The 24,104-nt window shown below is 52.1% G+C and carries 26 protein-coding genes and 1 pseudogene; 10 read left to right on the forward strand and 17 right to left on the reverse strand.

Annotated elements, in window-relative coordinates; translation table 11 throughout:
• Nucleotides 1–16 precede the first annotated feature (16 nt).
• Nucleotides 17–1,171 carry a glucans biosynthesis protein MdoC gene (mdoC, locus tag ACFK9X_RS09990; RefSeq protein ID WP_000100055.1) on the reverse strand — a complete coding sequence of 385 codons (1,155 nt, stop codon included), beginning with the start codon at nucleotides 1,169–1,171 and terminating at the stop codon, nucleotides 17–19.
• 271 nt (nucleotides 1,172–1,442) lie between these two features.
• On the opposite strand from mdoC, the gene mdoG reads away from it, so the two are divergent.
• The 3 genes from mdoG (at nucleotide 1,443) to ACFK9X_RS10005 (ending at nucleotide 5,815) form a co-directional block, all read left to right on the forward strand.
• Entirely contained in the window at nucleotides 1,443–2,978 is a 1,536-nt protein-coding gene (gene mdoG, locus ACFK9X_RS09995; protein ID WP_151117928.1) for a glucans biosynthesis protein MdoG, read from the forward strand.
• Complete coding sequence (mdoH, locus tag ACFK9X_RS10000; protein ID WP_151116308.1) at nucleotides 2,971–5,514, forward strand: glucans biosynthesis glucosyltransferase MdoH; 2,544 nt, start codon at nucleotides 2,971–2,973, stop codon at nucleotides 5,512–5,514. Before mdoG ends, mdoH begins: the two co-directional genes overlap by 8 nt.
• 73 nt (nucleotides 5,515–5,587) lie before the next feature.
• Nucleotides 5,588–5,815 carry a YceK/YidQ family lipoprotein gene (locus ACFK9X_RS10005; RefSeq protein WP_001217832.1) on the forward strand — a complete coding sequence of 76 codons (228 nt, stop codon included), beginning with the start codon at nucleotides 5,588–5,590 and terminating at the stop codon, nucleotides 5,813–5,815.
• On the opposite strand, the gene ACFK9X_RS10010 is transcribed toward ACFK9X_RS10005, so the two are convergent.
• From ACFK9X_RS10010 to ACFK9X_RS10020, 3 genes and pseudogenes are all read right to left on the reverse strand, one after another.
• A complete protein-coding gene (locus ACFK9X_RS10010; protein WP_000180050.1) occupies nucleotides 5,816–6,190 on the reverse strand; it encodes a MysB family protein in 375 nt (124 codons plus the stop codon).
• 81 nt (nucleotides 6,191–6,271) lie between these two features.
• A pseudogene (gene mdtG, locus ACFK9X_RS10015) lies at nucleotides 6,272–7,486 on the reverse strand (multidrug efflux MFS transporter MdtG).
• A gap of 154 nt (nucleotides 7,487–7,640) precedes the next feature.
• On the reverse strand, nucleotides 7,641–8,561 hold the full coding sequence (locus ACFK9X_RS10020; protein WP_000163973.1) for a Kdo(2)-lipid IV(A) acyltransferase: 921 nt from the start codon (nucleotides 8,559–8,561) through the stop codon (nucleotides 7,641–7,643).
• A 219-nt stretch (nucleotides 8,562–8,780) separates the two neighbouring features.
• On the opposite strand from ACFK9X_RS10020, the gene ACFK9X_RS10025 reads away from it, so the two are divergent.
• On the forward strand, nucleotides 8,781–9,833 hold the full coding sequence (locus tag ACFK9X_RS10025; RefSeq protein WP_001144637.1) for a rhodanese-related sulfurtransferase: 1,053 nt from the start codon (nucleotides 8,781–8,783) through the stop codon (nucleotides 9,831–9,833).
• Between the two features lie 51 nt (nucleotides 9,834–9,884).
• Here ACFK9X_RS10025 and ACFK9X_RS10030 read toward each other — a convergent pair whose 3' ends face one another.
• From ACFK9X_RS10030 to mdtH, 10 genes are all read right to left on the reverse strand, one after another.
• Entirely contained in the window at nucleotides 9,885–10,460 is a 576-nt protein-coding gene (locus tag ACFK9X_RS10030; RefSeq protein ID WP_000739886.1) for a YceI family protein, read from the reverse strand.
• Entirely contained in the window at nucleotides 10,457–11,029 is a 573-nt protein-coding gene (locus tag ACFK9X_RS10035) for a cytochrome b (RefSeq protein WP_001159796.1), read from the reverse strand. Before ACFK9X_RS10035 ends, ACFK9X_RS10030 begins: the two co-directional genes overlap by 4 nt.
• Nucleotides 11,030–11,291: 262 nt before the next feature.
• Nucleotides 11,292–11,405, reverse strand: coding sequence for a YceO family protein (locus ACFK9X_RS10040; protein ID WP_001253282.1), 114 nt, complete (start codon nucleotides 11,403–11,405; stop codon nucleotides 11,292–11,294).
• 40 nt (nucleotides 11,406–11,445) lie between these two features.
• Nucleotides 11,446–12,564: an N-methyl-L-tryptophan oxidase gene (solA, locus tag ACFK9X_RS10045; RefSeq protein ID WP_151116309.1), complete on the reverse strand. Its 1,119-nt coding sequence runs from the start codon at nucleotides 12,562–12,564 to the stop codon at nucleotides 11,446–11,448.
• Between the two features lie 112 nt (nucleotides 12,565–12,676).
• Nucleotides 12,677–12,931, reverse strand: coding sequence for a biofilm formation regulator BssS (bssS, locus tag ACFK9X_RS10050; RefSeq protein ID WP_000414441.1), 255 nt, complete (start codon nucleotides 12,929–12,931; stop codon nucleotides 12,677–12,679).
• 289 nt (nucleotides 12,932–13,220) lie between these two features.
• Nucleotides 13,221–13,466, reverse strand: coding sequence for a DNA damage-inducible protein I (gene dinI, locus ACFK9X_RS10055; protein WP_001217763.1), 246 nt, complete (start codon nucleotides 13,464–13,466; stop codon nucleotides 13,221–13,223).
• Between the two features lie 73 nt (nucleotides 13,467–13,539).
• Nucleotides 13,540–14,586, reverse strand: a complete 1,047-nt coding sequence (gene pyrC, locus ACFK9X_RS10060; protein ID WP_000126580.1) for a dihydroorotase — start codon at nucleotides 14,584–14,586, stop codon at nucleotides 13,540–13,542.
• 103 nt (nucleotides 14,587–14,689) lie between these two features.
• Nucleotides 14,690–15,250 (reverse strand): lipoprotein, encoded by a 561-nt coding sequence (locus tag ACFK9X_RS10065; protein WP_151116310.1) that lies wholly within the window; start codon nucleotides 15,248–15,250, stop codon nucleotides 14,690–14,692.
• Between the two features lie 124 nt (nucleotides 15,251–15,374).
• The gene (grxB, locus tag ACFK9X_RS10070; RefSeq protein WP_000780893.1) at nucleotides 15,375–16,022 is read right to left on the reverse strand and encodes a glutaredoxin 2; all 648 of its coding nucleotides are present in this window, start codon (nucleotides 16,020–16,022) and stop codon (nucleotides 15,375–15,377) included.
• 63 nt (nucleotides 16,023–16,085) lie between these two features.
• Nucleotides 16,086–17,294, reverse strand: a complete 1,209-nt coding sequence (gene mdtH / locus ACFK9X_RS10075; RefSeq protein ID WP_000092174.1) for a multidrug efflux MFS transporter MdtH — start codon at nucleotides 17,292–17,294, stop codon at nucleotides 16,086–16,088.
• 236 nt (nucleotides 17,295–17,530) lie between these two features.
• Between mdtH and rimJ the strand changes: the two genes are divergently transcribed.
• The 4 genes from rimJ (at nucleotide 17,531) to murJ (ending at nucleotide 21,562) form a co-directional block, all read left to right on the forward strand.
• Nucleotides 17,531–18,115, forward strand: coding sequence for a ribosomal protein S5-alanine N-acetyltransferase (gene rimJ / locus ACFK9X_RS10080; RefSeq protein WP_000468204.1), 585 nt, complete (start codon nucleotides 17,531–17,533; stop codon nucleotides 18,113–18,115).
• Between the two features lie 35 nt (nucleotides 18,116–18,150).
• Nucleotides 18,151–18,798 carry a YceH family protein gene (locus ACFK9X_RS10085; protein ID WP_000873047.1) on the forward strand — a complete coding sequence of 216 codons (648 nt, stop codon included), beginning with the start codon at nucleotides 18,151–18,153 and terminating at the stop codon, nucleotides 18,796–18,798.
• A gap of 1 nt (nucleotide 18,799) precedes the next feature.
• The gene (locus ACFK9X_RS10090) at nucleotides 18,800–19,723 is read left to right on the forward strand and encodes a Gfo/Idh/MocA family protein (RefSeq protein ID WP_151116312.1); all 924 of its coding nucleotides are present in this window, start codon (nucleotides 18,800–18,802) and stop codon (nucleotides 19,721–19,723) included.
• 303 nt (nucleotides 19,724–20,026) lie between these two features.
• Nucleotides 20,027–21,562, forward strand: coding sequence for a murein biosynthesis integral membrane protein MurJ (gene murJ / locus ACFK9X_RS10095; protein WP_001537775.1), 1,536 nt, complete (start codon nucleotides 20,027–20,029; stop codon nucleotides 21,560–21,562).
• 81 nt (nucleotides 21,563–21,643) lie between these two features.
• Here murJ and flgN read toward each other — a convergent pair whose 3' ends face one another.
• The 3 genes from flgN to flgA form a co-directional block, all read right to left on the reverse strand.
• Nucleotides 21,644–22,066: a flagella biosynthesis chaperone FlgN gene (gene flgN / locus ACFK9X_RS10100; RefSeq protein WP_000197547.1), complete on the reverse strand. Its 423-nt coding sequence runs from the start codon at nucleotides 22,064–22,066 to the stop codon at nucleotides 21,644–21,646.
• 4 nt (nucleotides 22,067–22,070) lie between these two features.
• Entirely contained in the window at nucleotides 22,071–22,364 is a 294-nt protein-coding gene (gene flgM, locus ACFK9X_RS10105) for a flagellar biosynthesis anti-sigma factor FlgM (protein ID WP_000020893.1), read from the reverse strand.
• Nucleotides 22,365–22,455: 91 nt separating this feature from the next.
• Entirely contained in the window at nucleotides 22,456–23,115 is a 660-nt protein-coding gene (gene flgA / locus ACFK9X_RS10110; protein WP_001194086.1) for a flagellar basal body P-ring formation chaperone FlgA, read from the reverse strand.
• A gap of 156 nt (nucleotides 23,116–23,271) precedes the next feature.
• On the opposite strand from flgA, the gene flgB reads away from it, so the two are divergent.
• Nucleotides 23,272–23,688, forward strand: a complete 417-nt coding sequence (gene flgB, locus ACFK9X_RS10115; RefSeq protein WP_151116314.1) for a flagellar basal body rod protein FlgB — start codon at nucleotides 23,272–23,274, stop codon at nucleotides 23,686–23,688.
• A gap of 3 nt (nucleotides 23,689–23,691) precedes the next feature.
• Complete coding sequence (gene flgC / locus ACFK9X_RS10120; RefSeq protein WP_001196448.1) at nucleotides 23,692–24,096, forward strand: flagellar basal body rod protein FlgC; 405 nt, start codon at nucleotides 23,692–23,694, stop codon at nucleotides 24,094–24,096.
• Nucleotides 24,097–24,104 lie beyond the last annotated feature (8 nt).

Below are 24,104 nucleotides of genomic sequence, written 5' to 3' on the forward strand. Positions count from 1 at the left end.
ACCCGCGCGCGGAAAACTACCCGATCGTGGCGCGACTTTCTCGTTTTACCGGCGGTTTACCTGAAAAGAGAAATTTCAGGAGCGGGATGCGTAAATGAATTTCATACAGAATTAACGCAATACCCATAACAAATATCAGCCCGCACAAGAACCCGATCAGGTTGGAGGAGATATGCGGCGTAATATACGCGCCAAAGAAAAGCGTTAAGGGATGATGCACCAGATAGATAAACAGCGAAGCATTCACGAAATAGGTGACACGCGCGGACTGAAAGTTTAACAAGCGATGCCCCAGTGAAAATACCACGTTCACCATCCATAGCCCCATTACCATCGTAATCACGGATTCGGTTTCGTACATCCAGGCGTCGCCGCTCCCATAACGTTGATTCAGCAGATACGCGATAAAAGCAACGGCAGCGCCTAAAGTGCATCCGCGTGAGGGCGTGGTGAAGCGCGCTTTCAGATCGGGGTGAATGAAGGCCAACGCGCCGAGAATAAAAAACGGCACATAAAATAGCGTTTGCATCACAATAAAATTGAACATGCCGTCACTGAGGATTGCCGGATATACGATGAATATAATGCGCCTGATAGCAGCGTAAGCCACCCCCAGCAGGAAAAAAATAAGCGAAAGTTTGGCCAGCGAAATAGCGGCGGGACGAGGCTTGCTTGTTTCCTGCCTTTTTTGGAACCAGGTAAAAATCCCGATGCTGACGGTGGTTAATATCACCAGCACCAGTAAAAACCACAGATGTGAAATGAGTTCCCACGCTAACGTATTATATTTTTCATAGGCAGAGAGTGTAGGCCAGTTCTCTGTTTTCTCTTTGACATATTGCAACAGGATAAATTGCGGCAAGGTAAGCAAAGGGATTGCGGTAAGCATGGGAATACCCACACGTTCTACCCGTACTTTCCACCAGTGTTTTAATGGATAACGTAAAAATAACATGTACGAAAAATAACCAGAAATAACAAAAAACACCTGCATACGAAAAGCGTGGATAAAATCGTTAAACAGGGTTAGCCACCACGATGGCGCGGCGCTATTGACATGCCAACTGTGAGTGGAATAGATCAACGAGATATGAAAGGGAATCCCTAACAACATCAGCCATGCGCGGATAGAGTCAAGAAAATATTCACGCGGCGCGGGTACAGAGCTCATATAAGGTCACGTATTCTCAGATTTTTCACCTTATCCATAAGGCGAATTATAGTTACATTCGGTAGCAACCCTACACCAACTCCGACAACCTGTCTCCAGGATAAGCACGCAAAGTGAAAACAGGCGCGGGAGGTGCTTAATCCATGAGCCAGCGCGCTGAACAAAGCCTGGATTCAGTTGTCGTAATGCCTGATTATCCATTAAAATGGATCGGATCGATATAAGCACACAAAGGGGGAAGTGCTTACTTATTATGAAACATAAACGACAAATGATGAAAATGCGTTGGTTGGGCGCAGCTATTATGTTAACGCTCTACGCATCATCGAGCTGGGCGTTCAGTATTGATGACGTGGCAAAACAAGCTCAATCTTTAGCCGGGAAAGGCTATGAGGCGCCTAAAAGCAACTTGCCCTCCGTTTTCCGCGACATGAAATATGCGGATTATCAGCAGATCCAGTTTAACAGCGATAAAGCCTACTGGAACAACTTAAAGACCCCTTTTAAGCTCGAATTTTACCATCAGGGGATGTACTTCGATACGCCGGTCAAGATTAACGAAGTGACGGCGACGACGGTCAAAAGAATCAAATACAGCCCGGATTACTTCAATTTTGGCAATGTTCAGCACGATAAAGACACGGTAAAAGATTTAGGCTTCGCCGGGTTCAAAGTTCTGTACCCCATCAACAGTAAAGATAAGAACGACGAAATCGTCAGTATGCTTGGCGCCAGCTATTTCCGCGTTATCGGCGCAGGCCAGGTATATGGCTTATCTGCGCGCGGCCTGGCGATTGATACCGCCTTACCATCTGGTGAAGAGTTTCCCCGCTTTCGCGAGTTCTGGATTGAGCGTCCAAAACCCACCGATAAGCGTTTGACCGTCTATGCATTACTGGATTCTCCGCGCGCGACCGGCGCTTACCGTTTTGTGATCATTCCTGGCCGCGATACCGTGGTGGACGTGCAGTCAAAAGTCTATCTGCGCGATAAAGTGGGCAAGCTGGGCGTTGCGCCATTAACCAGTATGTTCCTGTTTGGGCCAAACCAGCCGTCGCCGACGACCAACTATCGTCCGGAACTGCATGACTCGAACGGCTTATCCATTCATGCGGGTAATGGCGAGTGGATTTGGCGTCCGCTGAACAATCCAAAACACCTCGCTGTGAGCAGCTATGCAATGGAAAACCCTCAGGGATTCGGCCTGTTGCAGCGTGGTCGCGAGTTCTCGCGCTTTGAAGATTTAGACGATCGCTACGACCTGCGTCCAAGCGCCTGGATTACCCCGAAAGGCGACTGGGGCAAAGGTAAGGTTGAACTGGTTGAAATTCCGACCAATGATGAAACCAACGATAACATCGTCGCTTACTGGACTCCGGATCAACTGCCGGAACCGGGTAAAGAGATGAACTTCAAGTACACTCTGATCTTCAGCCGCGATGAAGATAAACTTCATGCGCCGGATAATGCCTGGGTGCTGCAAACACGCCGCTCAACGGGCGACGTTAAACAGTCGAATCTGATTCGCCAGCCCGACGGCACTATTGCCTTTGTGGTGGATTTCGTTGGCGCCGACATGAAAAAACTGCCGCCGGATACGCCTGTCGCTGCGCAAACCAGCATTGGCGATAACGGTGAAATCGTTGACAGTAATGTACGCTATAACCCAGTCACTAAAGGCTGGCGTTTAATGCTGCGCGTGAAAGTCAAAGACGCGAAGAAAACCACGGAAATGCGTGCCGCATTGGTGAATGCCGATCAGACGCTAAGTGAAACCTGGAGCTACCAGTTACCTGCCAATGAATAAAACAACTGAGTATATTGACGCACTGCTGCTTTCTGAACGTGAGAAAGCGGCATTGCCGAAAACTGACATCCGCGCCGTGCATCAGGCGCTGGATGCCGAGCATCGGACTTACTCGCGAGAAGACGATTCACCGCAGGGTTCCGTAAAAGCCCGCCTTGAACACGCCTGGCCGGATTCATTGGCGAAGGGGCAGTTAATTAAAGATGATGAAGGGCGCGATCAGTTGCAGGCTATGCCAAAAGCGACGCGCTCTTCGATGTTTCCCGATCCCTGGCGAACCAACCCGGTTGGCCGTTTCTGGGATCGTCTGCGTGGGCGGGATGTAACGCCGCGCTATGTTTCTCGTCTGACAAAAGAAGAGCAGGCGAGCGAGCAAAAATGGCGTACCGTCGGCACTATACGCCGCTATATTTTGTTAATTTTGACTCTGGCGCAAACCGTCGTCGCGACCTGGTATATGAAGACCATTCTGCCTTATCAGGGATGGGCGCTCATCAATCCTATGGATATGGTGGGGCAGGATATTTGGGTCTCTTTTATGCAGCTCCTGCCCTACATGCTGCAAACCGGTATCCTGATTCTGTTTGCCGTGCTGTTCTGCTGGGTGTCAGCCGGATTCTGGACGGCGCTGATGGGCTTCCTGCAACTGCTTATCGGGCGCGATAAGTACAGCATCTCCGCGTCTACGGTTGGCGATGAGCCCCTCAATCCGGAACACCGGACGGCGCTGATCATGCCTATCTGTAATGAAGACGTTAGCCGCGTTTTCGCCGGTCTGCGCGCGACCTGGGAGTCCGTTAAAGCCACAGGCAACGCCGCGCATTTCGACGTCTATATCCTTAGCGACAGTTATAACCCGGATATCTGTGTGGCGGAGCAAAAGGCGTGGATGGAGCTTATCGCGGAAGTGCAGGGCGAAGGCCAAATTTTTTACCGTCGCCGCCGCCGCCGTATGAAACGCAAAAGCGGCAATATTGACGATTTTTGCCGCCGCTGGGGCAATCAGTACAGCTATATGGTGGTGCTGGATGCGGACTCAGTGATGAGCGGCGAGTGTCTGAGCGGCTTGGTGCGCCTGATGGAAGCGAATCCAAACGCCGGGATTATCCAGTCTTCGCCGAAAGCGTCGGGGATGGATACTCTGTATGCCCGCTGCCAACAGTTCGCGACCCGCGTCTATGGGCCGCTGTTTACCGCCGGGCTGCACTTCTGGCAGTTGGGGGAGTCGCACTACTGGGGGCACAATGCCATTATCCGCGTGAAGCCGTTTATCGAGCACTGCGCTCTGGCGCCGCTGCCGGGAGAAGGTTCGTTCGCCGGATCGATTCTTTCCCACGACTTTGTGGAGGCGGCGCTAATGCGTCGGGCAGGGTGGGGCGTCTGGATTGCCTACGATCTCCCCGGCTCCTATGAAGAGCTGCCGCCAAACCTGCTGGATGAGCTTAAACGCGACCGCCGCTGGTGTCACGGCAACCTGATGAACTTTCGTCTGTTCCTGGTGAAAGGAATGCACCCGGTGCATCGCGCCGTGTTCCTGACGGGGGTAATGTCATATCTGTCCGCGCCGTTATGGTTTATGTTCCTCGCGCTTTCTACCGCGCTGCAGGTCGTTCATGCGTTAACAGAGCCGCAATATTTCCTTCAGCCGCGCCAGCTTTTTCCGGTCTGGCCGCAGTGGCGTCCGGAACTGGCAATCGCGCTGTTTGCGTCAACGATGGTGCTGCTGTTCCTGCCGAAGCTGCTCAGTATTATGCTGATCTGGTGTAAAGGCACCAAAGAGTATGGTGGTTTCTGGCGCGTTACGCTGTCGCTGTTGCTGGAAGTGCTGTTCTCCGTGTTGCTGGCGCCGGTGCGTATGCTGTTTCATACCGTGTTTGTGGTCAGCGCGTTCCTCGGCTGGGAAGTGGTCTGGAACTCACCGCAACGCGACGATGATTCTACGCCGTGGGGAGAAGCCTTTATGCGTCACGGCTCTCAACTGCTGCTGGGGCTGGTCTGGGCGGTGGGTATGGCGTGGCTGGATTTACGCTTTCTGTTCTGGCTGGCGCCGATTGTCTTTTCGCTGATTCTGTCGCCATTTGTTTCGGTGATCTCCAGTCGTTCAACGGTAGGATTACGCACCAAACGCTGGAAGCTGTTCCTGATCCCGGAAGAGTATTCGCCGCCTCAGGTGTTGGTCGATACCGATAAATATCTGGAGATGAATCGCCACCGTATTCTGGACGATGGCTTTATGCATGCGGTATTTAACCCGTCGCTTAATGCGCTGGCGACCGCGATGGCCACCGCGCGTCACCGCGCCAGTAAGGTGCTGGAAATAGCCCGCGATCGTCATGTGGAGCAGGCGCTAAACGAAACGCCGGAGAAACTGAACCGCGATCGGCGTCTGGTTTTGCTCAGCGATCCGGTGACGATGGCGCGTTTACACTATCGGGTCTGGAATGCGCCAGAGAGATACTCTTCCTGGGTAAACCATTATCAGTCTCTCGTCCTGAATCCGCAGGCGTTGCAGGGACGAGCATCGTCAGCGGGATAAGGTCTTCAGGTCTGGAGTGAGGTGAAAAATACCGGCGTGATGCCGGTATTTTTATAGTGAAATGAGGTATCAGGTGCGTATATTCGCGGTGAGTATAATGGTAATTACCCTGAGCGGCTGCGGCAGTATTATCAGCAGAACGATCCCCGGACAAGGACACGGTAACCAGTATTACCCTGGCGTGCAGTGGGATATGCGTGATTCCGCATGGCGCTATATCACTATCCTCGATCTGCCCTTCTCACTGATCTTCGATACACTGCTACTGCCGCTCGATATTCACCACGGGCCTTATGAGTAATTAACGCTCATCCCATTCGTCTGCCGCAGTACGGCCTTCCTCGGTATCAAGCGGGGGTTCAAGCTGGAATTCCCCTTCATCCCATTCATGCAAAGTATTCTCTTCCTGCCATTCCTGGCGGATCTCTATCTCATCATAATCGCCGTCAAACACGCTCTGCGCGGCTTCACCACTCAGCATCGGCAGACATTCGCCATCTTCACCTTCATCGGCGAAAAATTCGACCTGCCACATGATGTCCCCATCCTGCAGTACATATTTCTGAACGTTGAACTGCTGCACATTCGCTTCATCTTGTTCGAGGCCTGGATGGTCAGCCAGAAATTCTTCCCGGGCTGCATCGATAGCTTCTTCCAGCGTGGCATACATGGTCATCAGTGTCTCCCTTTGATTTGACGAGGTATTTAGGGAAAGAATAGCTGATTCTGTGATATTGCAAGTATGAAAGCGCAAAAATCATTCTATTGCCAGTCTGCGCTGTCGTAAGCTGTTCCATGAATAGATAGCATTGAACAACACCACGCCTGCCGTGACGCAGAATACGGCGCGGAAGCCATAGCTCGCGGAAATTGCGGCGCCCATGAGAGGGCCGGTGACGTTGCCGATATCGCGGAAAGATTGGTTGTAACTGAATATGCGCCCGGCTATCTGGTTGGTAGAGTTGTAAACCAGCAGAGTTTGAACGGCTGGCAGCAGCGCGCCATCCGCCGCGCCAAGCAGAAACCGCAATAGAGCGAGCTGCCACGGCGTTTGCACAAAAGACATTGGAATCAGCAGCAGTACGGAAATAATCAGCGCGACGATAAGGATCTTTTCCGGGCCAATTCTGTCGCCAAGCTTGCCGAGCCGGGGGGCGCTAAGTAATGCCGCCACGCCGGGAACGGACGCTATCATCCCGCTAATGAACGCAATATTACTGACATTTCCCGCGAGTTCGCGCACATAGAGCGTCAGGATGGGCGCAATAGACCCCGTCGCCACCTGAATAATCAGCGTGGTGACAAACAGGCTTAACACCAGGCGGGGATTTTTTAACTAGGCGACCACTTCCCGAACGTGAAGCATCTCTTTTTTGCTCACCGGCAGGAAATTCTCGCGAATAAAAAAGAAGGTGAGCAGAAAACAGATAAACAAAACGCTGGCGGTAATAAAAAAGACTGGGCGAAGGCCGTAATGGTCGGCGAGCAGACCGCCCGCAAGTGGGCCAAGCAGAGCGCCGCTGACGCCGCCAGTAGAGAGCGTCCCTAACGCCCAGCCGCTTTTATGGCGCGGCACCTGAGTGGCGATGAGCGCATTGGCGTTGGGAATAAATCCGCCCAACAGGCCTAATAACGCGCGGAGGATCAGAAATTGCCAGATATTTTGCGCCATGCCCATTAACAGCATCACAATGGCCATGCCGAGAGCGGAACGCAACAGCATGATCTTACGCCCTTTACGATCCGCCAGGCCGCCCCAAAAAGGGGAAGCGATAGCTGAAAAGAGGAACGTAATACTAAAGACCAGCCCGGACCACATGTTGAGCGCGCTATGGCCTGTTACGCCGAGTTGCTCAACGTAAAGAGGAAGAAAAGGCATGACCAGGCTGAATGCCGCGCTGGTTAAAAAACAGCCCAGCCAGGTAACGGTTAGATTGCGTTTCCAGTTTATGGGGACATCAGAGGGTGACATAGCGTTCCACAGTATGATGCGCGGTTTGCGCTATCATCAATTTAATTATGAGCGTACTAATTATAATTATGCGCCGACCTTACCAGCCTCGCAATGTGGGGAGCTTTTAAAGCTAAAAGAGGGGAAAAATTGCAGCCTGACGGCTGCAATCCTGTCAATAGCGCGACGGTACGCCTTCAGGGCGAGTTTTAAAGCGGCGATGCAGCCACATATACTGCTCTGGCGCCATCATAATGCACTGCTCAACAATTTTATTCATCCACGCGGCAGTCGCTTCTGCGCTCTCCAGCGGAGGCGAATATTCCGCAGGAAGAATGATCAGTTCGTAGCCTTTCCCATCGGGTTTACGGCGAGGCACGAAGGGGATAATACAGGCTTTAGACATGCGCGCGAGCATCCAGGTACCGGAGGTCGTGGCAGCCTGGTCGACGGCAAATAATGGTACAAAAACGCTGGCGCGCGGACCATAATCGTGATCCGGCGCATACCAGATCAATTCGCCGCTTTTCAATGCCTTAACCATGCCTTTCAGATCTTTGCGATCCAACATTGATTTATTGGAGCGTAAGCGTCCCCAGGTCTGTAACCAGTCGAGCAACGGATTATCATTCGGGCGATAAACTCCGATACCCGGGTTATGCATACCAAACATGCGGGCGCCAAACTCAAGGGTAAGAAAATGTATTCCTACCAGAATGAACCCCAGCCCCTGCGCCTTAACTTCACGGATATGCTCCAGACCGCTCGCTTCCATCCAGCGGTTCACTCGCCGATCGGGCCAGAACCAGGCCATGCCGGTTTCCATCACGCCCATACCGACGGATTCAAAGTTTTTGACCACCATGGTGTGGCGTTCCTGCGCGCTCATTTCCGGAAAGCATAATTCAAGGTTGCGATAGGCGATTTTTGCGCGGCGTTTCATTACGCGTCGCGCCAGGTGGCCCAATGCGCAACCCAATTTATAGATGACCGGGTAGGGGAGTTGCACGACCAACCAAAGCGCGCCTATACCCAACCAGGTTAACCAATAGCGCGGGTGCAGTAAGGCCACGGAGAACTTAGGCAACTTCGTCATTTCTATCCTGTCTTTCAACGAACAATTCCCCGTATTCTCGCATCTTTTTGCGTTGAGCAAAAATATGTAGCAGGAGAGTGGCGATTAAATCGACAATTGTTGTTAATTATTTAGTGTAAAGCAGGAAATGTAGCGCAAAATGTGTGGATGTAAATTGGCGAGACTTGCCTTATCATGCCTGCCCACTTTATTTTTTGCTGATTGCAGGATACGTACACCATGCCAGTGTTACACAACCGCATCTCTAATGACGAGCTGAAAGCCAAAATGCTGGCGGAAAGCGAGCCGCGTACGACAATTTCTTTTTATAAATATTTCACAATCGCCTCGCCGCAACAGACGCGGGACGCGTTGTATCAGGTGTTTACGGCGTTGGACGTTTTTGGTCGCGTTTACCTGGCGCATGAGGGCATCAATGCGCAAATCAGCGTGCCGCAAAGCAAGGTCGAGACCTTTCGTCAACAGCTTTATACGTTCGATCCCGCGCTGGACGGGCTGCGTTTAAATATCGCGCTGGAGGATGACGGAAAGTCATTTTGGGTGCTGCGTATGAAAGTTCGCGACCGTATCGTTGCTGACGGTATTGACGATCCGACTTTTGACGCCAGTAATGTCGGCGATTATCTGAAGGCGGCAGATGTGAATGCGATGCTGGACGATCCTGACGCGGTCTTTATTGATATGCGCAACCACTATGAGTATGAAGTCGGCCATTTCGAAAATGCTCTGGAAATCCCGGCGGATACGTTTCGTGAACAGTTGCCAAAAGCGGTTGAAATGCTGCGGGAACATGCAGATAAAAAGATAGTGATGTACTGTACCGGCGGTATTCGTTGTGAGAAAGCCAGCGCCTGGATGAAACACAACGGTTTCAATAAAGTCTGGCATATTGAGGGTGGCATCATTGAGTACGCCCGTCGCGCGCGCGAGCAGGGGCTTCCCGTTCGCTTTATCGGCAAAAACTTTGTATTTGATGAGCGAATGGGCGAACGAATCTCGGATGAGGTTATCGCGCATTGCCATCAGTGCGGCGCGCCCTGCGATAGCCATACCAACTGCAAAAATGACGGTTGCCATCTGCTGTTTATCCAGTGTCCGCAGTGCGCCAGTAAATTTAACGGCTGCTGTAGTGAACAATGCTGTGAAGAGTTGGCCTTGCCGGAGGAAGAACAGCGCCGACGTCGCGCGGGTCGTGAGAACGGCAACAAAATTTTTAATAAATCGCGTGGTCGGCTTAATAGCAAACTGAGCATTCCCGATCCAGCTGAGTAATATTTTTCCGGATAGCGGCGTAAAGGCCGCTATCCGGCATTTCGCCAGGCGTTACTTCTGCTGAACGCCTTCTACTGAGATGATAAGCTCAACCTCTTGTGAGGCCGGGCCGAGATCGGTAGTTATATTGAAATCCTTCAGCTTAATTTTTCCTTCGGCCTCAAAGCCCGCGCGCTTACCGCCCCACGGATCGTCGCCCTGGCCCATCAACTTCGCTTCCAGCGTCACCGGTTTAGTCACGCCATTGAGCGTCAGATTGCCGGTAATATCCAGTTCATCGCCCTCTTTTTTCACGCTGGTAGAGGTGAAGGTTGCCTGAGGGAATTTCGCAACATTAAGAAATTCCGCGCTACGCAGGTGTTTGTCACGTTCGGCATGGTTAGTGTCGACGCTATTGGTGTTAATGGTCACGTTCACTTTGTCTGCCGACGGATTTTTTTCGTCAAAAGTGAACGTGCCGTCGAAATCTTTAAAGGTGCCGTATAGCCAGCTGTAGCCCAGATGCTGAATGCGGAAATTGACGAACGCATGTTGGCCTTCTTTATCAATTTTATACTCCGCCGCCACGGCGGAACCGGTCGTGAATAACAAGGATGCGAGGGTGAATCCCAGCAGGTTTTTTTTCATTTTTGAGCTCCATAGTCAGATGACGACATTCCTGTCATACGTTTCAGAGTGTCGTCTTTATCGATGAAATGGTGTTTTAGCGCCATAACCCCATGCGAGAGCGAGATAATGACCAGCGACCAGGCAAACCACAGATGCAGTGTTCCGGCGATGTCAGCCTGCGCGCCCGCGTCCGTAAGCGTGGCCGGAATCTCAAACCAGCCAAAGACGCTAATCGGTTTACCGTCGGCGGTGGAAATCAGGTAGCCGCTAATGATTATCGCAAAGAGCAGGAGATAAAGGAGGAGATGACCTGCGGCGGCGCCAATGCGCGTTAAACGGGAATAGCTGGTCAACGCAACGGGCGGCGGCGAATAAAGCCGCCAGATAATACGCACGATCAGCGCCATCATCAGTAACATGCCAATACTTTTATGTAATTCCGGCGCCTGGTGATACCAGCCGTCGTAATAACTGAGCGTGACCATCCATAAACCCAACGCAAACATGCCATAGACCACCAGGGCGGTCAGCCAGTGGAGCGCGGCGGAAACTACGCCATAACGTTGTGGAGTATTTTTAAATTGCATAAACACACCAATGAATATTTCACGAGAGAATGAAAATGGCGTGGAAAAGCGCCGAATGCAACTTATAAATAAGAATTTGAATGATATTTATTTTTATTTCAATAATTTTGATGTTGTTTGCGGTTCAGCTTCAGAAGTTTCGAGATATTTCCCCCTGATAACCGCACAACGGCAGGAGTTGGCATTATTGCCGTGCTTCAACATTATGAAATAAAAAGTGAGGAACTTTCAGGAAGTGTCAGTTAACGTCAATGAAAAGCAATCAGAAGAAAAGGAGATAAACAATATCCATCACCGCCAGCAGCGACCAAAGAATAACGTAAAGCATGAAATGTTCGCGAATATTATTCATCAGAAAATGAAAGAGACGACGCATAGCTTACCTTAATAAACAGCCCCTTTACGGGGCCGACAAATTATTGGCTAAAACGGGACAGCCGGAACGGCGTCAGATCAAAGGAGGGCGTTTTTCCCAACGCAAAATCTGCAGCGATTTCTCCTAACACCGGGGCGAATTTAAAACCATGTCCGCTGAGTCCAGTGATGACAAGCGTATTCTCATGGCCAGGCAGCGTATCGATAATAAAATCCTCGTCCGGCGAATTATCATAGGTACATGCTGCCCCATGTAAACAACCGCCGATACCCGGCAGTACGTTACGCAGGAAAGGAAATGCTTCCGCGCCATCGCTGGCAACGGCGGCAAAGGGCTTGCGCTCTTCCTGAGCCTGTATTCGCTGTCCGCCATTGTGTTTGCCGATTTTTAACTCGTCGTTCTCCGCCGGGAAACCGTAATAGTGATCGCCGTTGGGCATTTCGCCGGTAAAGGCCGGAAAGCGGTTTTTAGTGCTGTAACGTCCATCCGCCTTAAACCAGGCAAAAACTTTACGTACGGGCTGAACGGGCAGCTCCGGTACCAGCGCTTTGACCCAGGTGCCCGCGCTAATCAGCGCCTTGCTGGCGTGGTAGCAGCCTTCACTCGTCTCTATCGTCACACCGTTATCATCATGGTGAATATGGCTTACCGGGCTGTTAAATAGCTGTGCGCAGCCTGCCTCTCGGGCCAGACGAAGCCATGTGGTAATGGCTAATTCGCTGCGCAGGAAACCGGAGTCAGCTTCAAACAGCCCGATATAATTATCGGGCACGCGAATTTCCGGCCAGCGCGTCATGAGGGCCGTCGCGTCCAGGCGCTCGACGTTCAATTGCCACTGTTGCGCGCTTCGTGCGACGTTGGCTAAGAAAGCGGAATCGGCCGGGCCGAGGTTGACGACGCCGGAGCGGACAAAAATAGGCTTTTCATTGTGTGTGGAGAGTTCATCCCAAAGCGTCTGGGCGCGAAGCACCAGCGGGACATATTTTTCGCCTTCACCATAAGCGTGGCGGATAAGACGGGTATCGCCGTGGTGGCTGCCCTGTTGATGAGGCGGTATATGCGCATCGGTCATCAGGACCTTTAGCCCGGCGCGGGTGGCGTAATAACCAGCGGCGGCGCCAACCGAACCGCTGCCGATAATAATAAGGTCGTATTTCATCAGCTTCTCTCTGCTATCGCGATGATTTCAGGGTAAATAACTGCGCTGAGATATACAAGCCAGAAATAAGTGAGGCACCTTACGGTGCCTGAGAGAGGGGGAGCGCGTCACGCTAATGGCGACGATACTCGTTTTCCTGGTAATCGCCTGATTCTATTTTGGCGATGCCGGCTTCTAATATTGAAATAAATTGCCTGGCTACATCTGTCGTTAACCAGAGCGTTTGACCAACTTCAGTCCCTTCCGGTTCCGGACGATTTGGGGTCTGGTAGTGTAAACGCAGCATCAGCGCATCATAGCTATCGACGGTGCTGATGTCCCATCCTACAAGCGGATGGGTCTGAATGACTTCATTATTCTTTTCCATCATGCCCCCCTGGTACGTGTTATAAGACAACGGTTCTCGAGGTTCAATGCGTGTTTTTCTTCTGAAGCAACTTCAGTATACCAATTAATAAGGCTATTCACTGTGTTTTTAAAGAGACCGGAGGATAAATTTCTCTTTTTAAGAATTATATGAACAATAAAGCGGCAGTTCATTCATATTTTTTTAGGATGTTGTGCAATTATTTTGAGGGTCAGGTGAAATATTCATCAGTTGCGCAAATAAAAAAGCCGGGGCGACCCGGCAAACATACATCACTGCATATCATTTTTTATTCATTGATGAACCAGTCATCAGCGCTCTCCCAGGTCTCCTGGAGAATCTCGCTAATGCGTTCTTTGTCCTCTTTTGATGCGCCAATGACGGACAAGTTGTTGGCGGTAGCGTAACGCACGGTGACGTTACCCAAATTCTCCGGAAAATGATGGCTAATACGGCGGGAGAGTTCGCCCGCCAGCGCATCAATCGCACCGGCAGGCAGAGGTGACGTTTTGGCTATAGTGACTTCAATACGCATAATGGCCCCCTGTTGAATATACTGGATATATATACAGTTAAATCCAGTATATAGCAACAGGTAAGCGCATTTTTTATTTTTTTACTGACCAGCGTACTGTTTCACCCGCTAAAAAAGGCACCAGAGAATCATCAGCCAGCGCGATATTTCCCGGTATCTGTTGTTCATCGCGAACCAGTTCCACCCACCCCGTATTCATCGGCAGGCCATAGAATTGCGGGCCATTCAGTGAACAGAACGCTTCAAAGTGCGCCAGCGCGTTCATTTCCTCAAACACGGCGGCATAACTGCCAAGGGCGGAGGGGGCGTTGAAACAACCGGCGCAGCCGCAACTGGTCTCTTTACGATGACGTGAATGCGGCGCTGAATCCGTCCCCAGGAAGGCGCGCGTAAAACCACTGGCAACCAGTTCGCGTAACGCCTGCTGGTGAATATTGCGTTTCAGAATCGGCAGACAGTACAGGTGAGGACGAATGCCGCCGACCAGCATATCATTACGGTTAAACATTAAATGTTGAGGCGTAATGGTAGCCGCCAGGTAGTCGTTGCCGTCACGTACATACTGCGCGGCATCTTTGGTCGTGATGTGCTCAAAGACCACTTTAAGCGCGGTCAGACGCTGGCGTAGCGGTTCCATTACGGTGTCGATAAAACGCGCTTCACGATCGAATATATCAACATCCGCATGGGTCACCTCCCCGTGGACCAGCAATGGTATTCCGAGTTTTTCCATCCGCTCCAGTACCGGCATGATAGCGTCGACTGACGTTACGCCATGACTGGAGTTAGTGGTGGCATTGGCCGGGTAAAGCTTAGCCGCAGTAAATACGCCTTCATGGAAACCACGCTCCAGTTCATCGGCATCGAGCGAATCCGTTAAATAGCAGGTCATTAACGGCGTGAAATCATGCCCGGCGGGCACCGCATCGAGAATACGCTGGCGGTAGGCGATCGCTGCATCAACGGTCGTGATGGGGGACGCCAGGTTCGGCATCACGATAGCGCGACCATAAATTTCGCTGGTATAGGGTACGACCGTTTTTAACATGTCGCCATCGCGAAGGTGAACGTGCCAGTCGTCCGGGCGGCGGATCTTTAAAACCTGGGATGGTGCAGTCATTAATAAGCTCCGGCTGAGGAATAGTCTTTTTGCCGGAAACAAAGGATAAGCGGAAACGTTTTCGTTTGCACGTAAAAAAAAGGCGCGAGCGCGCCCTCCGAAATCAATTGGTGAAAGGAATAACGATTTCACTAGGTTTAACTTCAATGCCTTTCGCGAGTTTCTTTGCTAACGCTTCGCCTTTACTGCTGTCCTCACGCAACACGTAAGCGGGCCGCTGGTTAAAGTAGCTACGTAAAGACTGATTTAAATAAGGCAGGAGCGTTTGTAGCACCGATTGCATTTTCTCCGGCGTCACGGTGGCGTCTACTACTTCCATCTCCTGAAGATAGATGGCGCCTTTTTCTTTATCAAAGACCGGCAGGGCTTTTAGCTTGAGTTTCATCGTCGCTTTTTGACTGCCAAACAGGGAATTCATATCCAGCCTGGCATCGCCAGTAAGGGTGACTTTATTAGGTTCTTCCCGACCAATCTGGCTGACAAGGTTAGTCAATACGATATGCGCGTCGGCAATGCCGGGCAGACCAATATCTTTTGAGAAATTATTCCGTTTTTCAAGCGCTTGATTGATTTCTTGTTCGCTAATGGTGTATTGCGTAAGTTGATTACAACCCACTAACAGGCCGCTAACTACCAGCGCAGCGGCAAAAAAAAACTTTTTCATGGCGTTCCTTAGCATGTTGCCTGTGCCCTAATCTTGACACAAAGCAGCATGTCGCGCCAGCGGACATGGTGCCACTAGAAAAAGCTGAAAAAGGCGGCAAGAAAGGGTTGCCGCCTGGCGGGAGTTAGATAGCCATTGAGGAGAGTAAATTAATTTGCGTCTGCTTTGCCATATTATCGCGATAGTCCGCGACTTTTGTCGGCCAGTGGATACCGGCGACCAGCGTCAGATTACGCAGAAGCGGAAACAGATGAATATCATCTTCCGATAATTCGCCGTTAACGGCGTTAGGCTGTACGATGAGTTTATCCAGCAAACGTAAATCATCGCCGATCTTTTTAATCAGTCCTGCAGAGTGCGCAAGATGGTTGTCAAAACTGCCAGATGAGGCTTCTTTTTTGCGGATAAAATACTGGCGCGCCGCAGGGGTAGAAAATTCATCGAAAGCGGATTTTGCAAATCGCGGCAGCAATAGCTGATTAACGTAACCGTTAACTTTGCGCAACCACTCTTCAATGGCTGGATTGCGTTTCCCGGTTAACAGCGGTTTGCCGTCGAGGTTGTCGACATAATGTACAATATCCATACTTTCAGGAAGGTAGCGACTATCATCTTTTTGCAGGATGGGTACCATCTTTTGACCAATCATCCGGGTGGGCGTCGCCTCGTCGTCATTTTGTAACACGTTAAGTTCAACGGGGATGTTCTTCAGGCCGAAAATCATGCGGGCTTTAACGCAGAAAGGGCAATGATCGTAAATATAAAGCTTCACGTTTCTCCTCCATTTGACTGTCGGTATCTGACCAGTATGGAGGAGATAGCGACAGGTATCAAATCAGGCGCCGGGTTCCAGCATCCGGCGCGGCGTGCGTTTATGACTAAATTGCCAGCCTAAAGCCAAAAAGGTGATGAAACCGATAATACCGAGCATCATCCACGGTAGTTCAGGCTGCGCAAGCGCTTTACCCATATCAAACAACCAGCCGCCGCCGATATAACCAATCGCGCCGCCAATGGCTAATCCCAGACGGCTAAAGCCCATATAGCTTCCCCGCGCCCTCGCGTCCGCGAGCGACGCGCTGAGCGTTTCGCGCGCCGGTTCGGCGATAACCGAGCCGATGTAGAAAGCGCAAATAAGCGTAAAAAGCTGCTGTAAATTGCCCACCATCCCGATGGGGATCATGCTCAGCGACATGACGAGCAAACCGGCCATCAGCCGATGCTCCAGCCGAAAACGCTTTTCGCTCCAGCGGGCAATCGGGTAGAGCAACGTCAGCGAGAGACACGCCTCAATAGCGTACATCCATTTCACGGCAGCAGGCGAACCGGCGATATCGTTTACCATAATCGGCAGCATTAACATGACCTGTACCGCCAGCATATAGTAGCCCGCCAGCGTCAGCACGTAGGTGACAAACCTTTTATCGCTCATGACGCGGCGCATTCCTTCACGCACCGGCGTTCTGACCGTTGATAGCTTCCAGGCCGGAAGCAGCCATGCATTGAAAAGGGCGCATAATATGAACAAAATAGCGCCCGTCGCGCAGACCAGGCGAAAATCGTATTGTAGCAACCAGCTTCCCAGCAGCGCGCCAATCACCGCGCCCGCGCTGTCCTGCATCATCAACAGAGAGAAGAAGCGGCCCCGTTGCTCCGGACGAATTAATTTGACCACCAGCGCTGAACGCGGCGGGTCGAAAAGCGTACCGCCGAGACCGGAAAGAAAGCAGGAAAACCACAAGAGCCAGGGCTCATGCGCGATACCCATGGTGGCAAAGCCTGCGGCGCGCATCAGCATACCGGTGACAATCATCGGTTTCGCGCCAAAGCGATCGGCGATGGCGCCGCCAAAAATGCCCAGACCTTGTTGAATAAACTGACGCAGGCCGAGCGCGATCCCTACCATTACGGCAGCCCACCCCATTTGATCGACAAAACGAATAGAGATGAGCGGGAAGACGACGAAAAAACCCAGCACCACTAACATGTTATCGATGAGAAGAAAATATTTACCCAGGTTCCTCGCCTGCGAGACGCGCGACATTTCCCCTCCCGGGAAATAAAAGATGAGCGTCTTCTATTCTGCGGCGGCGTTTCGTTTTTTCCTACCGTTAGCGGGACAATATTTTTTTATCAAAAGTCCTTTTTAATCGAGAGTTTTCATCAAAATGTGGCAGCAATTCAAAAAATGACGATTTGCGCTTTTCACAGAGCCTGGTTGCGCAGGTATAGTAATGTTACTGGCGTGCTGAAGACGTTACAGGAAGGAGTAGGTATAGAATGTTTGGCTATCGTAGTAACGTGCCAAAAGTGCGCTTAACCACCGATCGTCTGGTGGTACGTTTAGTGCATGAGCGTGATGCCTGGCGTCTGGCCGATTATTACGCGGAAAATCGTCATTTTTTAAAACCCTGGGAACCGGTCCGTGATGAAAGTCATTGTTATCCTTCAGGATGGCAGGCGCGTCTGGGAATGATCGGTGAATTTCACAAACAGGGCTCCGCCTTCTATTTCGCGCTACTTGATCCGGAAGAAAAAGAAATTATCGGCGTGGCGAATTTTTCCAATGTGGTGCGCGGTTCTTTTCATGCCTGTTATCTGGGCTATTCCATTGCGCAGAAGTGGCAGGGGCAAGGGCTGATGTTTGAAGCCTTAACCGCTGCGATTCGCTATATGCAGCGCACTCAGCATATCCACCGTATCATGGCGAACTATATGCCGCACAACAAACGTAGCGGCGCGTTGCTGGCGCGGCTTGGCTTTGAAAAAGAAGGCTATGCGAAAGATTACCTGTTGATTGATGGACAATGGCGCGACCATGTCCTGACGGCGTTAACCACGCCGTTATGGACGCCGGGGCGTTGAGCGGCTTACGGAATGAGAGGCAAAGGGAGAAAACGATGAAATATGAATTAACCGCCACTGAAGCGCGAGTGATTGGCTGTCTGCTGGAAAAGCAGGTGACAACGCCGGAACAGTATCCGCTTTCCGTCAACGGGGTGGTGACAGCCTGTAATCAGAAAACCAACCGTGAACCGGTGATGAACCTGACGGAACAAGAGGTGCAGGAACAGCTCGATAACCTGGTGAAACGCCACTTTTTGCGTACGGTCAGCGGGTTTGGCAATCGCGTCACCAAATATGAACAGCGCTTCTGTAATTCCGAATTTGGCGATCTGAAACTTAGCGCGGCGGAAGTGGCGCTTGTCACTACGCTGCTGCTGCGCGGCGCGCAAACGCCCGGCGAGTTGCGTAGCCGGGCGTCGCGGATGCATGAATTCAGCGATATGGCGGAAGTTGAATCCACGCTGGAACGGCTTGCCAGTCGTGAGGACGGCCCGTATGTCGTCCGTCTGGCGCGTGAACCGGGTAAGCGCGAAAGCCGTTATATGCACCTTTTTTGCGGCGACGTCGATGAACTGTCTCTCCAGACGTCTGCGCCGGAAAGTGCGTCGGGCGATCTTCAGTCGCGCGTCGAAGCGCTGGAAAGCGAAGTGGCGGAGTTAAAGCAGCGGCTGGATTCTTTGTTAGCTCACCTGGGGGAGTAATGTGAGAACATTACGGATTGGCATTGTCGGATTAGGCGGTATTGCGCAGAAGGCCTGGCTGCCGGTATTAACCAACACCGCCGGATGGACGTTACAGGGCGCCTGGTCTCCTTCGCGGGATAAAGCCTTACGTATCTGCGAAAGCTGGCGCATACCGTATGTGGATTCGCTGGCGAATTTAGCGTCCGGCTGCGATGCGGTCTTCGTCCACTCCAGTACCGCAAGCCATTATGCCGTGGTCAGCGAACTTCTCAATGCCGGCGTCCATGTCTGCGTGGATAAACCGCTGGCGGAAAATCTACGTGATGCCGAACGGCTGGTGGCGCTGGCGGCGCAAAAAAAATTGACGCTGATGGTTGGCTTTAATCGCCGTTTCGCGCCGCTGTACCGCGAACTGAAGACGCGCCTCGGCACTGCGGCGTCACTGCGTATGGATAAACATCGTACCGATAGCGTCGGGCCGCACGACTTACGTTTTACTTTGCTCGATGACTATCTGCATGTCGTGGATACCGCACTGTGGCTGGCGGGCGGCGAGGCGCGCCTTGCCAGCAGCACGTTGCTCACCAGCGAGTCCGGCGAAATGTGCTATGCGGAACATCATTTTTCCGCCGACAAACTACAAATTACCACCAGTATGCACCGGCGCGCCGGAAGTCAGCGTGAATCGGTCCAGGCTGTCACCGACGGCGGGCTGTATGACGTGACGGATATGCGTGAATGGCGCGAAGAGCGCGGGCAGGGTATTTTCATCAAACCCATTCCGGGTTGGCAAACGACGCTTGAACAGCGTGGTTTTGTCGGATGCGCGCGACATTTCATTGACTGCGTACAAAATCAGACGGTTCCGGAAACGGCGGGGGAGCAGGCGATTTTGGCCCAGCGCGTCGTGGAGGCGCTGTGGCGGGACGCCATCAGCGAATAACCCTCTGTAACATCTGGCGGTAGTAATTCATCGTAATCCAGGTACTATACCCTCAATAATTCGAGTTGCAGAAAAGCTAACGCACATGCAGCTCGAAGTATGGCGGGTATATATGCCCACTCTACATAATACCTCTTTTCACAGTGAATAATGGCAAACCGTGGGGAGTCTGTAAGGCCTGATAAGACGTTTTAACGTCGCCGTCAGGCGCGGTGATACAGCCGGATACGGCAGAAGTTGCGTTATCCGGTCGATGGATCAGCCATGCAGGAGTTTTACGCCAGGGTCTGGAATACAAAAGAAATGAATTTATTGAAATCGCTGGCTGCCGTCAGCTCGATGACTATGTTTTCACGCGTGTTGGGCTTTGCCCGTGATGCGATTGTCGCCAGAATTTTTGGCGCAGGGATGGCGACCGACGCCTTTTTTGTGGCGTTTAAACTCCCCAATCTACTACGCCGGATCTTTGCCGAAGGCGCTTTTTCTCAGGCCTTTGTGCCTATCCTGGCGGAATATAAGAGCAAGCAGGGTGAAGAAGCGACGCGGATCTTTGTCGCTTACGTTTCCGGCCTGTTGACGCTGGCATTGGCCGTCGTGACGGTGGCCGGTATGCTGGCCGCCCCGTGGGTGATTATGGTAACCGCGCCGGGTTTTGCCGATACTGCGGATAAATTCGCGCTGACGACGCAACTGCTGCGGATTACGTTTCCCTATATTCTGCTGATCTCGCTGGCCTCACTGGTTGGCGCCATTCTCAACACCTGGAATCGCTTCTCTATTCCCGCTTTTGCGCCGACATTTCTTAATATCAGCATGATCGGTTTTGCATTATTCGCCGCGCCATACTTTAATCCGCCGGTGCTGGCGTTAGCCTGGGCAGTCACCGTCGGCGGCGTGCTGCAACTGGTGTATCAACTTCCGTATTTGAAAAAGATCGGTATGCTGGTGCTGCCGCGCATTAACTTTCGCGACACCGGGGCGATGCGGGTGGTCAAACAGATGGGGCCGGCGATTTTGGGCGTTTCCGTCAGTCAGATCTCCCTTATCATCAATACCATTTTCGCCTCGTTTCTGGCCTCTGGCTCGGTTTCATGGATGTACTATGCCGATCGGTTGATGGAGTTCCCGTCCGGCGTGCTGGGCGTGGCGTTGGGGACCATCCTGTTGCCGTCATTGTCGAAAAGCTTTGCCAGCGGCAATCATGATGAGTACTGCCGCCTGATGGACTGGGGGCTGCGTTTGTGCTTTTTACTGGCGTTGCCGAGCGCGGTAGCGTTAGGCATTCTGGCGAAGCCGCTGACGGTCTCGCTGTTTCAGTACGGTAAATTCACCGCCTTTGATGCGGCAATGACGCAGCGGGCGTTAATCGCCTATTCGGTGGGGCTGATTGGCTTGATCGTCGTAAAAGTGCTGGCTCCGGGCTTCTATTCTCGCCAGGATATTAAAACGCCGGTGAAAATCGCCATCGTGACGTTAATCATGACGCAGTTAATGAACCTGGCGTTTATTGGACCGCTGAAACACGCCGGGCTGTCGCTCTCTATTGGTCTGGCGGCATGTCTCAATGCGTCGCTGCTGTACTGGCAACTGCGCAAACAGAATATCTTTACGCCACAACCGGGCTGGATGTGGTTCCTGATGCGTCTGATCATTTCCGTACTGGTGATGGCTGCCGTATTGTTCGGCGTGTTGCATATTATGCCGGAGTGGTCGCAAGGGTCGATGTTATGGCGTTTGCTACGTTTGATGGCGGTAGTGATTGCGGGTATCGCGGCCTATTTCGCCGCGCTTGCCGTGTTGGGCTTTAAAGTGAAAGAGTTTGTTCGCCGGACGGCGTAAATTCAGTGCCTGATAGCGCTGTGCTATCAGGCCTACAAGGCATTCAGGCCGGAAAGGCGCAACGTCGCCATCCGGCAATGATTAGATAGAAATTTTTTTACCGCCGCGGTGAGAGACGGAAGTCTGACCGTCAGCCCCGTACAAGGTCGGCTCCTGGTGAGGTTTCAGCACCTCCAGCGCCTGTTGATTACGCTCGATTTGCCCTTCCAGCAGCCAGCCGTTGTGCTGGTTGAGGTCGCGAAGATGCTGCGTTTTTTCGGTAATCGCCTGCCAGCGCTCTGCAATGTCATCGTTTGCGCTACGCTGCGCATTCTGCTCCAGACGGCGCTGTTGTTCCAGATAATCCAGCGTCGCCAGCAACGAGCTTTTTTCTTCTGTAATACGCTGTAGCTGGCTGCCGTTAATCTGGCCTACGGAAAGCTGTTGTTGCTCGGCGTCCATCACCGTCTTCAGGTCATTCAGGACGGTGGTCATCTGGTCAAGTATTTCTGACAAACGAGTCATACGCTTATTTACTCTGTAAGTAGCTCTGCGCCTCGCGAATGAGCGAGTCTGCTATTTTTCCCGTATCCATTTTTAACTCACCGTTACGGATAGCCGTTTTTAATGCTTCGACGCGTTCCATATTAATGTCGCTGACGCCTGGCTGCATGAGCTTCGCTTGCGCGTCGCTTAACGTTACGCTGGCGCTCGTCGCGGCGGACGTTTTTTCCTGACGCGTTTTTTGTACCGGCGTGTCGCTGGTTTCGCGCGTCTGGACAGTGCTAACGGGTTTCAAAGGTGAGGTACGGTCAATGCTCATTTATTTATCCTCATCGAGGGTTACGTTGTAGCGGCCAGCTACCATCATGGTTGAATATCTCATCGGCAGCCGCGACAAAATCTTTACACAATTATAGGTTAATAAGAATATTCCCATCAGAATCGACGGTTCCACTCACGATTTGACCCGATGTCATGCGCACGCGCGCATTTTGCGCGACGGCGGCATTATTCATCGCCTGACCTTCCGCATTGACGCTAAACCCCTCGCCATTGGCGATGACCTGTACTCGTTGCCCCGCTTTGACGCGCCAGGCCTGACGTATCATCGTAAGCTGTACCGGCTGCCCGGGAGCGAGATCGCGCAAACTGACGGCATCCTGAATCTGACGGATATCCAGTACCGTCCGCGGCGGTAACTGATCCAGCCTGCCACGTTTTAGCGTGACGTTGGCCGGCGTCAATTTTCCGCCGCGCGCGACGGGCGCGGCAACGGCGACATAATTGCCGGTCGCTTGCACATTCACCTGCAAATAACGTTTTTCATTGGCGCAGCGCGCCACCACATTGACGTTGCCCCACAGCTTCGCGCTGCCCGTCATGCTGAAGGCTGGCTGCTCGCAGCTCGGTAGCAGATTGGGCGATGAACGGAGCGTGACAACCACCTCGTCGCTGAAGCCAGCCAGACGCTGGGAAAACCACGTGGTCAGCTGGGCGTTGATGTCCTGCGCCATTGTCAGGGGGCTGAACAGCAAAGCCGCCACGGCGAATCCTCGTTTTAACGTTTGCATGGTACTTCCCCCTGGTTGATGTCATGACAGGATTCTACCCGTGTGAAGCAAGCATCAACGCAATAAATAGCGACGCATTTTGCGTTTATTCCGGCGATAACGCGCGCGTGAAGGCATTTAAGCTGTCGGCTGAATTTTGCCATTTGCGGAGGAGATATGCTCGACAGGCTCGATGCCGCCTTACGATTTCAGCAGGAAGCGCTAAATCTGCGCGCGCAACGTCAGGAAATATTAGCGGCGAATATCGCCAATGCCGATACGCCGGGGTATCAGGCGCGCGATATTGATTTTGCCAGTGAGTTAAAAAAGGTGATGGTGCGTGGACGGGAAGAAACCGGCGGCGTCGCGTTAACGTTGACTTCCTCTCACCATATTCCCGCCCAGGCGGTCTCTTCTCCCGTAGTGGATCTGCTTTACCGCGTACCCGATCAGCCTTCTTTGGATGGTAACACCGTAGATATGGACAGGGAACGTACGCAGTTTGCGGATAACAGTCTCAAATATCAGATGGGGCTTACCGTTCTGGGTAGCCAACTCAAAGGCATGATGAATGTGCTACAGGGAGGAAACTAATTAGTGGCGCTGTTAAACATTTTTGATATTGCCGGATCGGCGCTTGCCGCGCAGTCCAAGCGGTTGAACGTTGCGGCCAGTAACCTGGCGAATGCGGATAGCGTCACCGGCCCGGACGGACAGCCTTATCGCGCCAAACAGGTGGTTTTTCAGGTGGACGCCGCGCCGGGTCAAGCCACTGGCGGGGTAAAGGTCGCCAGCGTGATTGAAAGTCAGGCACCGGAAAAGCTGGTTTATGAGCCAGGCAATCCGCTGGCGGACGCTAATGGTTACGTCAAAATGCCCAACGTCGATGTGGTCGGCGAAATGGTCAACACGATGTCAGCCTCGCGCAGCTATCAGGCAAATATCGAAGTCCTGAATACCGTAAAAAGCATGATGCTTAAAACGCTGACATTAGGCCAGTAAAGGAGGCG

Source organism: Salmonella sp. WC3, assembly GCF_042932255.1.
Taxonomy (GTDB): Bacteria; Pseudomonadota; Gammaproteobacteria; order Enterobacterales; family Enterobacteriaceae; genus Salmonella; species Salmonella enterica.

Bases quoted from the DNA above. Each gene is read 5' to 3' on its own strand.
- mdoC (WP_000100055.1), bottom strand. From the start codon at position 1,171: ATGAGCTCTGTACCCGCGCCGCGTGAATATTTTCTTGACTCTATCCGC.
- mdoG (WP_151117928.1), top strand. From the start codon at position 1,443: ATGATGAAAATGCGTTGGTTGGGCGCAGCTATTATGTTAACGCTCTAC.
- mdoH (WP_151116308.1), top strand. From the start codon at position 2,971: ATGAATAAAACAACTGAGTATATTGACGCACTGCTGCTTTCTGAACGT.
- ACFK9X_RS10010 (WP_000180050.1), bottom strand. From the start codon at position 6,190: ATGACCATGTATGCCACGCTGGAAGAAGCTATCGATGCAGCCCGGGAA.
- ACFK9X_RS10020 (WP_000163973.1), bottom strand. From the start codon at position 8,561: ATGACGAAGTTGCCTAAGTTCTCCGTGGCCTTACTGCACCCGCGCTAT.
- ACFK9X_RS10025 (WP_001144637.1), top strand. From the start codon at position 8,781: ATGCCAGTGTTACACAACCGCATCTCTAATGACGAGCTGAAAGCCAAA.
- ACFK9X_RS10030 (WP_000739886.1), bottom strand. From the start codon at position 10,460: ATGAAAAAAAACCTGCTGGGATTCACCCTCGCATCCTTGTTATTCACG.
- ACFK9X_RS10035 (WP_001159796.1), bottom strand. From the start codon at position 11,029: ATGCAATTTAAAAATACTCCACAACGTTATGGCGTAGTTTCCGCCGCG.
- ACFK9X_RS10040 (WP_001253282.1), bottom strand. From the start codon at position 11,405: ATGCGTCGTCTCTTTCATTTTCTGATGAATAATATTCGCGAACATTTC.
- solA (WP_151116309.1), bottom strand. From the start codon at position 12,564: ATGAAATACGACCTTATTATTATCGGCAGCGGTTCGGTTGGCGCCGCC.
- bssS (WP_000414441.1), bottom strand. From the start codon at position 12,931: ATGGAAAAGAATAATGAAGTCATTCAGACCCATCCGCTTGTAGGATGG.
- dinI (WP_001217763.1), bottom strand. From the start codon at position 13,466: ATGCGTATTGAAGTCACTATAGCCAAAACGTCACCTCTGCCTGCCGGT.
- pyrC (WP_000126580.1), bottom strand. From the start codon at position 14,586: ATGACTGCACCATCCCAGGTTTTAAAGATCCGCCGCCCGGACGACTGG.
- ACFK9X_RS10065 (WP_151116310.1), bottom strand. From the start codon at position 15,250: ATGAAAAAGTTTTTTTTTGCCGCTGCGCTGGTAGTTAGCGGCCTGTTA.
- mdtH (WP_000092174.1), bottom strand. From the start codon at position 17,294: ATGTCGCGCGTCTCGCAGGCGAGGAACCTGGGTAAATATTTTCTTCTC.
- rimJ (WP_000468204.1), top strand. From the start codon at position 17,531: ATGTTTGGCTATCGTAGTAACGTGCCAAAAGTGCGCTTAACCACCGAT.
- ACFK9X_RS10085 (WP_000873047.1), top strand. From the start codon at position 18,151: ATGAAATATGAATTAACCGCCACTGAAGCGCGAGTGATTGGCTGTCTG.
- murJ (WP_001537775.1), top strand. From the start codon at position 20,027: ATGAATTTATTGAAATCGCTGGCTGCCGTCAGCTCGATGACTATGTTT.
- flgN (WP_000197547.1), bottom strand. From the start codon at position 22,066: ATGACTCGTTTGTCAGAAATACTTGACCAGATGACCACCGTCCTGAAT.
- flgM (WP_000020893.1), bottom strand. From the start codon at position 22,364: ATGAGCATTGACCGTACCTCACCTTTGAAACCCGTTAGCACTGTCCAG.
- flgA (WP_001194086.1), bottom strand. From the start codon at position 23,115: ATGCAAACGTTAAAACGAGGATTCGCCGTGGCGGCTTTGCTGTTCAGC.
- flgB (WP_151116314.1), top strand. From the start codon at position 23,272: ATGCTCGACAGGCTCGATGCCGCCTTACGATTTCAGCAGGAAGCGCTA.